Here is a 15,868-nt window from a genome sequence, read left to right on the forward strand (position 1 = left end):
CATATGATACGATAAGAGAAAAGCATAAAGGCAGTGAAGAGATTGCAACATCGAGAAAAATTGATCGTGCTGATTGGTCCAACAGCCGTTGGCAAGACCGCTCTCAGCATCCAGTTGGCCCACCGCTTTAATGGAGAAATTATTAGTGGCGACTCCATGCAAATTTATCGCGGAATGGATATCGGGACCGCTAAAATTAAAGAAAATGAAATGGAAGGGATTCCTCATCATTTGTTAAATATTAAAGATCCAGACGAATCTTTTTCAACTGCTGAATTTCAAGCGATTGTGCGAGAAAAGATCACCGATATTTCGGAAAGAGGAAGCTTGCCTATGATTGTTGGCGGAACGGGGCTTTACATTCAATCCGTGATTTATGACTACCATTTCTCTGATAAGGGAAAGGATGAGCAACTTCGTCTTGAGCTTGAAAAGGAGGCAGACCGTCGAGGGAAGCAAGCGCTTTATGAAGAATTGTTGCTTGTTGATCCAGCAGCGGCTAGCCATATTCATCCGAATAACGTGCGACGGGTGGTTCGGGCATTAGAAATTTATCGGACAACCGGTAGGAAAATGTCGGATTATCAGGCAGAACAGCAACCAGATCTGTTATATGATACAGTCATCATCGGGTTAACAATGGATCGAGCGCTTTTGTACGAGCGAATTAATGCTAGAATTGACCAGATGATGGAGGAAGGTCTGCTTCAAGAAGTACAAAAGTTGTGGGATGAAGGTATCAGAGAAGGACAAGCTGTTCAAGCTATAGGATATAAAGAGCTGTTTAGCTATTTTCGCAAAGAAGTTACTTTGGAAGAAGCGGTAGAGCAATTGAAGCAAAATTCCAGACGATACGCTAAGCGCCAATTAACCTGGTTTCACAATAAAATGGATGTACATTGGTTTGATTTGTCGGAAGAGCAAAATCGCTCAAAAAAAATTAACGAAATTTCGGATTTCATAGCAGGAAAGCTGCATTTGAAATAGAAGTATACTAAAGTACAGATAGAAAGAGGAGGATTAAACATGAAACAAGGCATCAATATCCAAGATCAAATATTAAACCAATTAAGAAAAGACGCTACAATGGTTACGGTATTCTTGTTAAATGGATTTCAATTACGTGGCTATATAAAGGGTTTTGACAACTTCACGGTTTTGTTTGAATCAGATGGTAAGCAACAATTAGTGTATAAGCATGCAATTTCTACTTTTGCTCCTCAAAGAAACGTGCAAATTTCTTTAGATGATCAAGAATAAACAAATAGAAGCGTGTACATTTACTATGTACACGTTTTTTATTTCGTTAAAATCATGTAAAATAGATAGACAACTATGGTAAGGAGCAGATTATATTGGATTTGTTTAAAGCAGTATCAGTTATTAATGAATTTTTATGGGGATGGGTATTAATCATTTCTCTGCTTGGAACGGGTGTGTATTATACGTTCAAGTTGAAATTTGTTCAATTGACTCAAATTTCCCGTGCATTCAAAGTAGTGTTTAAGAAAGACCCGAAAGAAGGCAGCGGTCTTTCTTCATTTCAAGCATTGTCAACTGCGGTAGCCGGACAAGTCGGTACAGGAAATCTTGCTGGTGTAGCGACAGCGATTGCGGCCGGGGGGCCTGGAGCGATCTTTTGGATGTGGGTGAGCTCCTTTTTAGGAATGGCGACGATTTTTGCCGAAGCGGTACTTGCCCAAAAATATCGTGAAGAAAGAAATGGAGAGTATCTTGGCGGTCCTGCCTATTATTTAGATAAGGGAGTCGGCAGTAAGAAACTGGCAATCTTGTTTGCGGTATTTATTGTTTTAGCATTGGGCTTTATTGGAAACATGGTACAATCGAATTCCATCGCGGCTGGTTTTAAAGGTATATTACCAGTTCCGTCTATTTATATCGGTATCATTATTGCTTTATTAGTTGGTTTCGTTTTGTTTGGCGGTATTCAAAGAATTGCTTCTTTTGCAGAGAAAACAGTTCCTTTTATGGCTCTTTTATATATTATTGGGAGCATCATTTTACTGTTTCAATTTAAACACGAAATCATCCCTGTATTTGAAATGATCTTTAAATCGGCTTTTCAATTGGAGGCAGCAGGCGGTGGAGTGCTTGGAGCTACTATTAAGGAAGCGATTCGTTACGGGGTAGCGCGCGGACTGTTTTCTAACGAGGCTGGAATGGGGTCCACTCCTCACGCCCATGCAACAGCAAATGTTCGCCATCCGGCAGAGCAAGGTCTCGTTGCGATTTTAGGAGTATTGATTGACACGATTATCATTTGTACCGTTACAGCTTTAGTTATTTTAGCATCTGGTGCCTATCAGACTGGTGAAACAGGGATTGCTCTCACGCAACAAAGCTTTGTTTCTAGCTTTGGTATGTCCGGACAAATTTTTATTGCGGTTTGTCTATTGTTTTTTGCCTTTACAACCATTATTGGTTGGGCTTATTTCGGAGAATTAAATATCAAATATCTATGGAAAGGCAAAGGTGTGATACCGTATCGAGTGATTGTGCTGGCATTCATTGTGATCGGAAGTTCGATTCATCAAGTGGATTTAGTTTGGGAGCTGGCGGACTTTTTCAACGGTCTGATGATTCTTCCTAACTTAATCGGTTTATGGTATTTACGCAAGGTAGTACAGAGCTCTTTAGTAGATTACAGAAATTTATATGAATGAAAAGACAGCTGCGGCTGTCTTTTATGTATGGTTTGATTTTTTCATGAATAGAATGGGTAGAGGGAAATAATTTCTCGGGTAAGCGCAAATTGAGACAGATTGCGACGAATTACGTCAAAGTTGATGGGGTGGTCAAGATGAAGCAGCCAATACGAGTGAAAGAGAGCGGTCAAATTAAAGTTGTGCTGCATACAAAAGCTGATCGGATTGAACAACAGCCGAGCCGTAATGAAAACCCATTTGAATGGTCTAATTCTAATGAACATGCCGTCTTGAAAAGTATTGAAAATGAACTCGACGCCTTAGTAGGGCTCGATGAGTTAAAAAAAATGATTAGAGAAATATATGCCTGGATTTACATTAATAGAAAAAGAGAAGCCAGCGGGTTAAAGTCCGGGAGCCAAGTGCTTCATATGATGTTTAAAGGTAATCCTGGTACAGGGAAAACAACGGTAGCGCGCATTATTGGGCGGTTGTTTTTTGAAATGAAAGTATTATCTAAAGGTCATTTAATTGAAGCGGAACGAGCGGATTTAGTCGGAGAATATATTGGGCACACCGCACAAAAAACAAGGGATTTAATCAAAAAAGCAATGGGCGGCATTTTGTTTATTGATGAAGCGTATTCATTAGGACGAGGCGGCGAGAAAGATTTTGGTAAGGAAGCGATTGATACACTCGTGAAACATATGGAGGATAAACAAAATGATTTTATTTTAATTTTAGCTGGTTATCCAAGGGAAATGGATTATTTTTTCACTTTAAACCCAGGGTTAGAATCCCGTTTTCCGTTTGTTTTTCAGTTTCCTGATTATGAGCCGGATCAATTAATGGCGATTGCCGAGAAAATTGCGGCAGAAAAACAATATCAATTCAGCCCAGAGGCGAAGATGAAGATGCGGGAGCATTTTATGTTAGTGAAAGAAAAAAACACTTCCTCCTTTTCCAATGGAAGATATGTACGAAATTTGATAGAGAAAGCCGTGCGGGCACAGGCGGTTAGGCTATTGAAGGAAAGCAACTATCACTATCAAGAGCTGATGTTAATTCGTTCGAAAGATATTATCTGTTAATGGATGTATATAAAGTGATGATCTCAAAAGGGTCTGACTGAACTATTCATATTGGTACAGTCAGACTTTTTGTGACATATCACGACCTGGTCAAAATAAATAAATACATATATAGTAGGATAGATAGTAGTTTGAATTACTTATTATTTTTTATTTTCTGATAAATTGTTTGTCAATAATGTGAAGATTATGATAATATGAAGCTAAAGGATGGTCTTTATGACAAAAAAAAATTTGAAGCAAAGAATTGTTGATACTTCTCTTGTTATGTTTGAGAAACATGGGTATCACGGGGTAACAGTAGATCAAATTGTGGAAGAATGCGGAACATCGAAGGGGGGATTTTATCACAACTTCAAGTCGAAGGATGAATTGTTATACCATATTCATGACGTTTTTATTTCCTATGTCTTAGATCGTGCCCAAGAAGCGTATGACAATTATAACACACCCGTTTCGAGATTATGTGCAATCATTATGTCTTTTACGAAAGTATTCGATCTTTATAAACCTCATATCACGGTTTTTTATCAAGAAAGTACGTATTTAAAAGGGGATTTTGAGCAGCAGATTAATGAAAAGCGAGATGCATACCGAAAAGTGATTTTACAAGTGATACAGGAGGGGCAAGAAAGCGGCGATTTTCGTAAGGAAGTGCCCGCGGAAATATCTACAATGGCCATTATCGGCATGGTGAATTGGACGTATAAATGGTTTAAAAAAGATGGAAAGTTAACGATGGAACAAATTGGGGAGATTTTTAACGATTTACTCGTTCATGCTTTAGTGACAGAACAAGGCATAAAAGATCCAACTATAACAAAATACTTGCTTAACAGTCAGCCGGTTAATTGAAGCTGGCTATTAAAACGCCAATAAGAGACCGACTAGTCTGTACAATTTCAATCCATTGAAAACAAAGGGGGAGCAATAATGAATTTTGAATTAACGAAAGAACAGCAAATGTTAAAAGAAATGGTGAAGGATTTTGCAGAAAAGGAAATCAAACCTTATGCGCAACATTTGGATGAAACATCAGAGTTTCGTTTTGAAACATTTCAAAAAATGGCTGAGCTTGGATTGTTGGGCATTCCATTCCCAGAAGAATACGGTGGAGCTGGTGGGGATACTGTTTCCTATGCGATTGCGGTTGAAGAAATCGGGAAAGCTTGCGGAGGAACCGGTTTAAGCTATGCGGCAGCCATCAGTTTAGGTGCGAGTCCAATTTATTATTTCGGAACGGAAGAACAAAAGCAGGAATGGCTCGTGCCGATGGCGAAAGGAGAAACATTAGGTTCTTTCGGATTGACGGAACCTAACGCTGGTTCAGATGCTGGCGGAACGAGAACGAAAGCGGTGCTTGATGGCGATGAGTACGTCATTAACGGTGAAAAGTGCTGGATTACAAACGCTGGTTATGCTCGCCAAATTATTGTGACGGCGGTTACAGGAAAAAGAGAAGACGGCAAAAACATTGTATCCGCTATTATTGTTCCGGCAGATACACCAGGAGTGACGATCTCTTGTAACTATGACAAAATGGGCGTTCGTGGGTCCAACACTTGTGAAATTGTTTTGGAAAATGTTCGCGTGCCAAAGGAAAACTTGTTAGGTGACAGCAAAAAAGGATTCAGTCAATTTTTGTTTACGCTAGATGGTGGCCGAATTTCTATTGCCGCGCTTGCGGTAGGAATTGCTCAAGCGGCTTTTGAAAAAGCATTGCAATACTCAAAAGAACGAGTGCAATTTGGTCAATCTATTTCCAAATTCCAAGCGATTCAGTTTAAGTTAGCAGATATGGCAACAGAAATTGAACTTGCCCGCAATCTTGTACACAAAGCCGCTTGGCTGAAAGATCAAGGCAAACCGTTTGGCAAGGAAGCGGCGATGGCGAAACTATTTGCATCAGAAACAAGCTTCCGCGCAAGCAACCAAGCGATTCAAATTCATGGCGGATACGGTTACATGCGCGAATATGATGTAGAAAGATATTTACGCGATGCAAAGCTACTTGAAATTGGAGAGGGAACATCGGAAATTCAACGACTGGTCATTGCTCGTCATCTAGGGTGCTAATTGAAAAGAGGAGGAAGGATGTTATGACGGAATTGATTCACCAAACTGTAGGGGAATTACTTACTAAAAGAGCTAAACAACTTCCACAGCATGAAGCGCTTGTGTACTCTGATCGCAATCTGCGCTATACGTACAGTGAATTTGATGAGTTGTGCCGTAAAGCGGCCAAAGGATTAATGGCTCTTGGAGTTGATAAAGGAGAACATGTGGCCATTTGGGCAACGAATGTACCTGAATGGGTGACTCTTCAGTTTGCTACAGGCAAAATGGGAGCTGTTCTTGTCACGGTGAATACGAACTATCGAACAGCAGAATTGGAGTATTTACTCAATCAATCCGAGAGTACAACGTTAATTTTAATTGAAGACTACCGTGGGAACTCATATATTGATACCATTTATGAACTTTGTCCGGAGCTTCACACTTGTGAGCCTGGAAAGTTGCAATCGAAGCGGCTGCCGCTTTTGAAAAATGTCATCGTTTTAAGTGAGAAGGAGTACAATGGCGCTTTTAGTTGGGCGGATATTTTAAATATGGCTGATCAAGTAAGTGAGATCGAGCTGGATGAACGCACAAAATCCCTTGATCCTCATGACGTCATTAACATGCAATATACTTCCGGAACAACCGGTTTTCCTAAGGGTGTTATGCTGACGCATAGCAACTTAATTAATAACGCCTTTAATATTGCTAGCTGCATGGAATTAACGGAAGCGGACCGTCTTTGCATCCCTGTTCCATTTTTCCATTGCTTCGGCTGTGTCATCGGCACACTCGCCTGTGTAACGGTAGGAGCGACGATGGTACCTGTTCAAGAATTTGATCCAGAAGCTGTGTTGCAAACGGTAGAGAAAGAAAAATGCACAGCATTACACGGAGTGCCAACGATGTTTATTGCTGAATTGAATCATCCGAATTTTCAAAAATATAATTTATCTCAGTTGCGAACAGGAGTTATGGCTGGCTCCAATTGCCCGGTAGAAGTGATGAAATCCGTCATGGACAAAATGAATATGAAAGAGATCACGATTTGCTACGGGCAAACAGAATCTTCACCAGTTATTACGCAAACAAGAGTGAACGATCCAGTCGAGCTTCGGGTCGAAACGGTGGGCCGCGCCCTTCCGAATGTAGAGGTGAAAATCGTTGAACCGGGAACGAACGAAGGGGTTCCTCCAATGGTTCAAGGAGAATTGTGTACGAGAGGGTATCACGTCATGAAAGGCTATTATAACAATCCTGATGCAACCTACGAGGCGATCGATGAAGAAGGCTGGCTTCATACAGGAGATTTGGCCGTCATGGACGAAACGGGTTACGTTCGAATTACTGGTCGCTTGAAAGATATGATTATTCGCGGCGGTGAAAATATTTATCCGCGTGAAATTGAAGAGTTTTTATATACACACCCAAAAATTCTTGATGCACAAGTCATTGGCGTGCCAGATGAAAAGTATGGAGAAGAAGTGATGGCGTGGATCATTTTGAAAGAAGGAGAAACAGCGGATGTTGAAGAGATTAAAGAATATTTCAAAGGGAAGATCTCACGCCACAAAATTCCAAAGCATATCGTTTTTACGAAGGAATACCCAATGACCGCATCGGGAAAAATCCAAAAATTTAAGCTGCGGGAACAGTCACTCAGCTTATTGACATAACGGAAAAGGGGCGATCTTTATGTTTTCAAAAATCATTATTGCGAATCGCGGCGAAATTGCACTTCGAGTCATTCGCACTTGTCAAAGGCTAGGTATTCAAACGGTTGCTGTTTACTCGGAAGCAGATGCAAGTTCTCTGTTTGTTCGTCAAGCGGATGAAGCGTTTTGTATCGGAAAGCCTCCGGTGAATCAAAGTTATTTAAATGCTGATGAAATTATTCGTGTTGCGAAAGAAAGCGGAGCAGAGGCCGTTCATCCTGGTTATGGACTGCTTTCTGAAAATGCTGCATTTGCAACAAAATGTATGGAAGAAGGATTAACATTTATCGGTCCTTCCCCAACGATCATCGCTTCTATGGGAAGTAAAATTGAAGCTCGTAAAACGATGAAAGAAGCGGGTGTTCCTGTTATCGAAGGAGTAGATGTTCCTCTTGCGAATGAAGAAGAAGCGAAAGCGGCCGCTGAGAAAATCGGTTACCCGTTAATGCTGAAAGCTTCGGCAGGCGGTGGCGGAATCGGCATGCAACTGATTCATTCTCCAGAAGAACTCGGCAAAGCTTTTGAAGGGAATAAAAAACGTGCTGAATCTTTCTTTGGTGATGGAGCGATGTTTTTAGAGAAATACATTCAAGAGCCGCATCATATTGAGGTGCAAATTTTAGCTGATTCACATGGAGAAGTGATTCCTTTATGGGAAAGAGAATGTTCCATTCAGCGGCGTAATCAAAAGGTAGTTGAAGAAGCGCCATCTCCTTTTATTAGCCAGAAAACGCGTGAAAAAATGCTGGATGCTGCTGTGAAAGCCGCACAGCATATCGGTTATACGAACGCTGGCACGATCGAATTTTTAGTAGATAAAGAGCAAAATTTTTATTTCCTTGAAATGAATACAAGGCTGCAAGTGGAGCATCCTGTAACAGAAGAAATTACAGGGTTGGATCTTGTGGAAGAGCAATTAAAAGTGGCTGCTGGAGAGAAGCTTTCTCTTACAAGAGAAGAAGTCAAGCGAAAAGGCCATGCGATTGAAGTGAGAATTTATGCGGAGGATCCGAAAACCTTTTTCCCATCTCCTGGAAAGATTGCGGTTTTCCAGCTACCTGAAGGAGAGGGCATTCGCAATGAGTGTGCCATCGAACAAGGTTCACAAGTGACGCCGTTTTATGACCCGATGATTGGTAAATTGATCGCTTGGGGAGAAACAAGGCAAGAGGCTTGTGAGCGTTTAAAACAGGCGCTCGAACAATACAAGATTGAAGGAATCAAAACGAATATTCCGATGCTGATTCAAACGATCAGCCATGAACAATTTTTAAAAGGTTATACAACCACCCAATTTGTAGATGAGTATTATTTGCCAGAACTAACATCAGCAAAATAAGGAGGAGTTTTATATGACAACAATTCAGGCAAGTATGGCAGGGAACGTATGGAAAGTATTAGTGAGCGAGGGAGATGAAGTGAAAGCTGGGCAAGATGTCGTGATTTTAGAATCAATGAAAATGGAAATACCAATTGCGGCGGAAGAAGATGGTGTAGTCCAGAAAGTTCATATTCAAGAGGGAGATTTCGTAAATGAGGCGGACGGACTAGTCGATATTGAATAGGAGGCGGATGGAGTGAAACTGCCGAATAAAGTAACGATTAAAGAGGTTGGACCGCGTGATGGGCTTCAAAATGAACCCCATCACGTAAGTACAGAGAATAAAGTCGCTTGGATTAACCAATTGTCCGAGAGTGGACTTTCTTATATAGAAGTAACGTCTTTTGTTCATCCGAAATGGATTCCGCAACTAGCTGATGCTTCTGATGTACTATCTGCGATCAAGAGAAAACCAGGTGTTACATATGCGGCTCTTGTTCCTAATATGAAAGGACTTGAAGCTGCCCTGAAAGTGGATGTGGATGAAGTCAGTGTTTTTATGTCAGCTAGTGAATCCCATAATAAAAATAATATTAACAAAACCATTGATGAAACGTTCCCTGTATTAGCGGAGGTAGTCAAAGAAGCGAAGGGGGCTGGAAAAACGGTTCGCGGGTATGTATCAACCGTTATCGCTTGTCCTTATGAGGGAGAAGTAAATCCAGAGCAAGTCGTTCAAGTGGCTGATCAGCTATTTTCAATGGGAATTGATGAACTCTCTTTAGGTGATACGATTGGAGTGGGCGTGCCAACTCAAGTTGAAAGATTGCTAGAAACAATGTTACCCATTTTTCAAGCAGAGAAGTTGGCGATGCATTTTCATGATACACGAGGTACTGCTTTAGCTAACGTGCTAAAGTCATTAGAGATGGGGATCACGACGTTTGACAGTGCATTAGGAGGGTTAGGTGGTTGTCCATATGCTAGAGGTGCTTCAGGGAATATAGCGACGGAGGACCTTTTATATATGCTTAATGCAATGGGGATCGAAACGGGTGTGAACATGGACGAACTCTTACAGGCGGGAGAACTGCTAGAGAGGATCGTAGCAAAGCCGCTTCATAGTAAACAAATGGATATCTTTAGAAAAGTGGAGAAAGGATGAGCGGTTTGGGTGAAACGATTACATTGGAAAAAAGAGAAGATGGCATTGCGATTGTCACTTTAAATCGGCCAGACGCAGCCAACGCCTTATCTAAACAACTTTTATATGACATGCATGATACGTTGCATACGATTAAGCACGACCGTGATGTACGTGCAGTTATTATGACAGGAGCGGGAGAAAAAGCTTTTTGCGCCGGTGCTGATTTAAAAGAAAGAAAAGGAATGTCTGACTCGGAAGTGAAGCAAACGGTGGCTCTAATTGGATCTACTGTAAATGAAGTAGAAGCTTTGCCGCAACCTGTCATTGCTGCTCTTAATGGTGTTGCTTTTGGTGGAGGACTAGAATTAGCGTTAGCTTGTGATGTTCGTGTCGCTTCAAAGGAAGCAAAGCTAGGATTAACGGAAACATCGCTTGCTATTATTCCAGGAGCTGGTGGTACTCAAAGATTGCCGAGACTAATCGGTCTTGGAAGAGCGAAGGAACTGATTTTTACAGCGAAACGCTTAACAGGTGATCAAGCAGAGCAAATCGGGCTTGTCGAGTACTCTGTACAGCCGACCGATGTGTTGGAATGGTCGTTAAATTTAGCGAAACAAATGGTCAAAAACGCACCGCTCGCGTTAATCCAGGCGAAAACAGCGATCAATAACGGCATGCAAGTAGGGCTTGCGACTGGACTTGAAATAGAAAAGCTGGCTTACAATTCGTTAATACCGACAGAAGATCGTTTGGAAGGACTGCGCGCTTTTGCGGAAAAACGTCCGCCAATATATCAAGGAAAGTGAGGAGAAGCAGTGATGAACGAAACAGAAATGAAAACACCTTATGAGGAAAAGAAACAATCCGTTTTACAGGGTGGATTAGAGAAATATCATGCGAAAAATAAAGAACAAGGCAAATTATTTGTTCGTGACCGCCTTCGTCTCTTGTTCGATGATGATCTTCAAGTAGAGGATGGAATGTTTGCTAATGTGATGGCCGGAGACTTGCCGGCGGACGGAGTTGTAACGGGAATTGGCAAAATTAATGGTCGAACGGTTTGTGTGATGGCTAACGATTCAACCGTAAAAGCAGGGTCATGGGGCAAACGCACGGTTGAAAAGATCATTCGTATTCAAGAAACAGCTGAAAAGCTTCGCTGCCCGATGTTGTATCTTGTTGATTCAGCTGGCGCGCGTATTACCGATCAAATTGAAATGTTCCCAGGGAGAAGAGGAGCGGGACGCATTTTTTATAATCAAGTAAAAATGTCTGGAAAAGTTCCTCAAGTTTGTTTATTGTTTGGTCCATCTGCAGCTGGTGGCGCTTATATTCCTGCTTTTTGTGACATCGTCGTCATGGTAGAAGGAAATGCCTCCATGTACTTAGGGTCTCCGCGAATGGCTGAAATGGTCATTGGTGAAAAGGTGACATTGGAACAAATGGGCGGGGCGAAAATGCATTGTTCCGTTTCAGGGTGCGGGGATGTACTGGCGAAAACAGAAGAGGAAGCGATTAAATATGCTCGTAAATATTTAGCTTATTTCCCAGAAAATTATACAAAAAAACCTGATCCAGCTTCACCGAAAGCTCCAGCCGCTTTTGAAAAAACGATTGAAGAGCTGATTCCGAAGAATCAAAATGCTCCTTTTGATATGTATCAGCTCATTGACCGCTTGATTGATGAAGATAGTTTTTGCGAGATTAAGAAGTTATTTGCTTCTGAATTAATTACAGGATTAGCGCGAATTAATGGCCAACCGGTCGGAATCATTGCCAATCAGCCGCGAGTAAAAGGCGGAGTGCTATTCCATGATTCAGCAGATAAAGCAGCTAAATTTATCAGTTTATGTGATGCTTTCCATATTCCATTGTTATTCCTCGCCGACGTTCCTGGATTTATGATTGGTACGAATGTGGAGAAAGCGGGCATTATCCGTCATGGAGCGAAAATGATTTTCGCGATGAGTGAAGCAACGGTGCCGAAAATGACGGTCGTTGTTAGAAAAGCATACGGTGCGGGACTTTATGCGATGGCAGGTCCAGCATTTGAGCCGGATTGCTGTATCGCTCTCCCGACAGCACAAATTGCTGTTATGGGACCGGAAGCGGCTGTCAATGCTGTATATGCTAATAAGATCGCGGCTCTTCCAGAAGAGGAGCGTGCCGCTTTTATTAATGAAAAAAGAGAAGAATATAAAAAAGATATTGATATTTACCATCTTGCGTCAGAGCTGATCATTGATGATATTGTCGAACCAAATAAGCTTCGGGATGAGTTGTCTGTTAGATTAGAAATGTATATGTCGAAATATTTGCACTTCACAGATCGCAAGCACGGAGTCAATCCAGTATAACAAAAGGAGGGATGCGGGGTGAAAAAGATTTATACTGATGTAAGTGAAGCGGTGTCCGAGATTAAAGATGGTATGACATTAATGGTAGGCGGTTTTGGATTATGCGGTATTCCCGAACATTTAATTCAAGCACTTGCTCATTCAGGAGTAAAGGATTTAACGGTAATTTCTAATAACTGTGGCGTCGATGACTGGGGACTGGGATTACTTTTAAGAAATAAGCAAATTAAGAAAATTATTGGCTCATATGTAGGAGAAAATAAAGAGTTTGAACGGCAAATGCTCGCAGGTGAAATTGAAGTTGTACTAACGCCTCAAGGAACATTAGCTGAAAAAATCCGTGCAGGCGGAGCGGGAATTCCGGCTTTTTTCACTCCAGCTGGTGTTGGAACGCCGATTGCTGAAGGGAAAGAAGTGCGTAAGTTTAACGGGAAAGAATACTTGCTAGAAGAAGCGTTAGTAGCAGATGTTAGTTTAGTGAGTGCTTATAAAGCGGATCGCATGGGAAATCTCGTTTACAATAAAACAGCTCGTAACTTTAACCCGATGATTGCCGCAGCTGGCAAAGTGACGATTGCTGAAGTGGAAGAAATCGTGGAAACAGGGGAATTAGATCCTGATTCAATTCATACTCCTAGCATATATGTACAAGCGCTAATTCAAGGAGATCAAGAAAAACGAATTGAAAAAAGAACGATTCGCAAGTAAGGAGGGGAAAAGATGAACAGTAGAGAAAAAATTGCAAGACGTGCAGAAAAAGAAATTGAAGATGGAAACTATGTCAATTTGGGAATTGGAATCCCGACACTTGTTGCTAATTATATTTCTGATAATAAGCAAGTCGTTTTGCAATCAGAAAATGGTCTGCTTGGTATCGGCCCTTATCCTGAAGAAGGACAGGTAGATCCTGATTTAATTAACGCAGGAAAAGAAACGGTCACAGCCATACCAGGTGCTTCATTTTTTGATAGTGCGGAATCCTTTGCTATGATTCGCGGAGGACATATTGATGTAGCTATTCTTGGCGGAATGGAGGTCTCGCAAGCTGGAGACTTGGCCAACTGGATGATTCCGGGGAAAATGGTTAAAGGCATGGGCGGAGCAATGGACCTTGTTCATGGGGCTAGAAAAATTATTGTGATTATGGACCATGTTAATAAGCATGGGCAATCGAAAATTTTAAAAGAATGCACACTTCCGCTGACGGGAAAAGGAGTTGTGCAACGAATCATTACTGATCGTGCGGTGATGGATGTCGAAGGTTCACATTTGAAGCTAGTTGAAGTGGCGAGTGGTTATTCAGTAGAAGATATTTTAAATTGCACAGAAGCAGAGATATCTGTTGCGGATGATGTTATATTAGATGCTTACTAAGAGAGAGCTCTTTCATTGACTGAAAGAAGTTCTGCATCGATAGCAGAAGGGAAGGTGCCGTTTTATAAGCGGCACCTTTTAATGATGAATGGCTCTTTTCGGGAGCTTCCATTGATATTTATAAGAGGCGATTCGAAGACCAGTAATCATAATAAACACTGCAAATAAACCAGTGGGGGAATGAGCGAAATTTAATCCAATTAAAGCACCGGCTAAAGCGGCCCATACACCATAGACCTCATTATGCAACAAGGCTGGTTTTCTTCCAGCTAATATGTCACGAACAAGTCCGCCGCCGCTTCCTGTTAAAACAGCTGCCACAATAACGGCGCTAAGCGGATGAGACATATTGGTCGCGTATAAAGCTCCTTGAATAGCAAAAGCGGATAAACCGATGGCATCAGAAAAGTTACCCCACACATGCCAATGCTTTAATAAATTATTAGGGAATAAAACGACAGCTGTAATCGATAATAAGGCAATTTGAAAAAAGTCTCCTTGTTCCCATAGAGCAGAAACGGGTACGCCAATCAATAAGTTACGGATGGCTCCTCCGCCAAAAGCTGTAATCATGCCTAATATATATACCCCGAATAGATCATAATCTTCTTCCATCGCGACAATTGCACCTGAAATCGCAAATGCAATCGTACCGATAATTGTGAAAATATCCCATGTCATCTCCATTATCTATCGTCCTTTGCGCGAAAATTAATTAATTGACAATTCATTATATTATGAAGTAATTCGAAATGCTAGCTTTATTAAAGCTTTATTTAAGTGTCATGTGGATTTCTTTTCCCTGTGAATAGTTTTTTGGAATGATTTTTGTTAAGATGAAGGATAGAACATTTGATGAAAGTAGGAAAATCATTGAAAAAAAATGAACAAGAAAAAGTGATCCTTGTCGGCTGTCAATTAAATCATAGTGACGATTTTCATTTTTTCTATTCTATGGATGAATTGAAGTCGTTGACAAACACGGCTCAAGGAGAACCGGTCGCTACTTTGACCCAAAAAAGAGAGCGGATCCACCCTAGTACATATATCGGAAAAGGAAAAGTGGAGGAACTGCATCAATTAGAAGAACAACTTGAGCCGGATTTAATTATTTTTAATGACGAATTATCTCCTAGTCAAATTCGGAATTTATCTGCACAATTAAATGCTCGAGTCATTGACCGGACACAATTAATTCTTGATATTTTTGCGAGGCGAGCACGTTCTAAGGAAGGTAAGTTGCAAGTGGAACTGGCTCAACTGCAATATTTGCTTCCGAGGCTCGTAGGTCAAGGGGCTGCTCTTTCACGTTTAGGTGGTGGAATTGGAACAAGAGGTCCTGGTGAAACGAAACTAGAAACAGATCGTCGGCATATTCGAAGACGGATTGATGAAATTAAACGGCAGTTAAACATCATTGTTGAACATCGTGAACGGTATCGCGATCGCCGTAAGAAAAACAAAACGTTTCAAATTGCTTTAGTGGGATATACAAATGCCGGGAAATCAACATTATTTAACCGATTAACAGCTGCTGATTCTTTAGAAGAAAATCAGCTATTTGCTACGCTTGACCCAATGACAAGGAAATTTATTTTACCGAGCGGGTACCAAGTGATCTTGACGGATACGGTTGGATTCATTCAAGATTTGCCAACGACTTTAGTCGCGGCGTTCCGGTCGACTTTAGAGGAAGTAAGAGAAGCGGATTTGCTTCTTCATGTAGTTGATAGTTCTAACCCTGATTATGCACAGCACCAAAAAACAGTCAGAGACTTATTGAAGCAGCTAGAGATGGATCATTTACCGGAGCTAACAGTGTATAACAAAAAAGATGCGGTTCATCCGGAATTTGTCCCTTCTTCACACGCGAACCATTTGCTAATTAGCGCATTGAGTGCTTCTGACCAAGATCAATTGAAGAAGCACATCGAAGAAGCAGTGAAGCAGCAAATGAGCACGTATTATGCCATGGTTCCCTCTTATGAAGGAAAGCTTCTTGCTCAATTGAAAACTGAGACGGTGCTAGAGGAGATAAACTTTGCAGAAGAGGATCAGAAGTATATGGTAAAAGGTTATTCGTTTATTGATCATCCTATCTTTGGAGAGATCAGTCAATATATATCAAAGGATTAAGGG

General features: G+C 41.2%; 16 protein-coding genes. 15 read left to right on the plus strand and 1 reads right to left on the minus strand.

The window, feature by feature from the left end:
- Window positions 1–42 precede the first annotated feature (42 nt).
- From miaA to IRB43_RS05370, 14 genes are all read left to right on the plus strand, one after another.
- A complete protein-coding gene (gene miaA / locus IRB43_RS05305; RefSeq protein ID WP_203362461.1) occupies window positions 43–987 on the plus strand; it encodes a tRNA (adenosine(37)-N6)-dimethylallyltransferase MiaA in 945 nt (314 codons plus the stop codon).
- Window positions 988–1,026: 39 nt separating this feature from the next.
- Window positions 1,027–1,260: an RNA chaperone Hfq gene (gene hfq / locus IRB43_RS05310; RefSeq protein WP_094835547.1), complete on the plus strand. Its 234-nt coding sequence runs from the start codon at window positions 1,027–1,029 to the stop codon at window positions 1,258–1,260.
- 95 nt (window positions 1,261–1,355) lie between these two features.
- Entirely contained in the window at window positions 1,356–2,684 is a 1,329-nt protein-coding gene (locus IRB43_RS05315) for an alanine/glycine:cation symporter family protein (protein ID WP_238941807.1), read from the plus strand.
- Window positions 2,685–2,821: 137 nt separating this feature from the next.
- Window positions 2,822–3,757 (plus strand): stage V sporulation protein K, encoded by a 936-nt coding sequence (gene spoVK / locus IRB43_RS05320; protein ID WP_203362395.1) that lies wholly within the window; start codon window positions 2,822–2,824, stop codon window positions 3,755–3,757.
- 219 nt (window positions 3,758–3,976) lie between these two features.
- On the plus strand, window positions 3,977–4,612 hold the full coding sequence (locus IRB43_RS05325) for a TetR/AcrR family transcriptional regulator (RefSeq protein ID WP_203362396.1): 636 nt from the start codon (window positions 3,977–3,979) through the stop codon (window positions 4,610–4,612).
- Between the two features lie 78 nt (window positions 4,613–4,690).
- A complete protein-coding gene (locus IRB43_RS05330; RefSeq protein WP_203362397.1) occupies window positions 4,691–5,833 on the plus strand; it encodes an acyl-CoA dehydrogenase in 1,143 nt (380 codons plus the stop codon).
- A 23-nt stretch (window positions 5,834–5,856) separates the two neighbouring features.
- Complete coding sequence (locus IRB43_RS05335; RefSeq protein ID WP_275296749.1) at window positions 5,857–7,491, plus strand: AMP-binding protein; 1,635 nt, start codon at window positions 5,857–5,859, stop codon at window positions 7,489–7,491.
- A gap of 19 nt (window positions 7,492–7,510) precedes the next feature.
- The gene (locus tag IRB43_RS05340; protein ID WP_203362398.1) at window positions 7,511–8,869 is read left to right on the plus strand and encodes an acetyl-CoA carboxylase biotin carboxylase subunit; all 1,359 of its coding nucleotides are present in this window, start codon (window positions 7,511–7,513) and stop codon (window positions 8,867–8,869) included.
- A 13-nt stretch (window positions 8,870–8,882) separates the two neighbouring features.
- Complete coding sequence (locus IRB43_RS05345; RefSeq protein WP_203362399.1) at window positions 8,883–9,095, plus strand: acetyl-CoA carboxylase biotin carboxyl carrier protein subunit; 213 nt, start codon at window positions 8,883–8,885, stop codon at window positions 9,093–9,095.
- Window positions 9,096–9,107: 12 nt separating this feature from the next.
- A complete protein-coding gene (locus tag IRB43_RS05350; RefSeq protein WP_203362400.1) occupies window positions 9,108–10,016 on the plus strand; it encodes a hydroxymethylglutaryl-CoA lyase in 909 nt (302 codons plus the stop codon).
- 5 nt (window positions 10,017–10,021) lie between these two features.
- Complete coding sequence (locus tag IRB43_RS05355) at window positions 10,022–10,804, plus strand: enoyl-CoA hydratase (protein ID WP_481748116.1); 783 nt, start codon at window positions 10,022–10,024, stop codon at window positions 10,802–10,804.
- A 27-nt stretch (window positions 10,805–10,831) separates the two neighbouring features.
- Window positions 10,832–12,355 carry an acyl-CoA carboxylase subunit beta gene (locus IRB43_RS05360; RefSeq protein WP_203362464.1) on the plus strand — a complete coding sequence of 508 codons (1,524 nt, stop codon included), beginning with the start codon at window positions 10,832–10,834 and terminating at the stop codon, window positions 12,353–12,355.
- 18 nt (window positions 12,356–12,373) lie between these two features.
- Complete coding sequence (locus IRB43_RS05365; RefSeq protein ID WP_203362402.1) at window positions 12,374–13,063, plus strand: 3-oxoacid CoA-transferase subunit A; 690 nt, start codon at window positions 12,374–12,376, stop codon at window positions 13,061–13,063.
- Between the two features lie 12 nt (window positions 13,064–13,075).
- Window positions 13,076–13,729, plus strand: coding sequence for a CoA transferase subunit B (locus tag IRB43_RS05370; protein WP_203362403.1), 654 nt, complete (start codon window positions 13,076–13,078; stop codon window positions 13,727–13,729).
- 78 nt (window positions 13,730–13,807) lie between these two features.
- Here the strand turns inward: IRB43_RS05370 and IRB43_RS05375 are convergent, their stop codons facing one another.
- A complete protein-coding gene (locus IRB43_RS05375; RefSeq protein ID WP_203362465.1) occupies window positions 13,808–14,410 on the minus strand; it encodes a trimeric intracellular cation channel family protein in 603 nt (200 codons plus the stop codon).
- A gap of 174 nt (window positions 14,411–14,584) precedes the next feature.
- Here IRB43_RS05375 and hflX point away from each other — a divergent pair, with 174 nt between their 5' ends.
- Complete coding sequence (hflX, locus tag IRB43_RS05380) at window positions 14,585–15,865, plus strand: GTPase HflX (RefSeq protein WP_203362404.1); 1,281 nt, start codon at window positions 14,585–14,587, stop codon at window positions 15,863–15,865.
- Window positions 15,866–15,868: the final 3 nt, after the last annotated feature.

This window comes from Bacillus sp. REN10, assembly GCF_016820555.1.
Lineage (GTDB): Bacteria > Bacillota > Bacilli > Bacillales > Domibacillaceae > Bacillus_CE.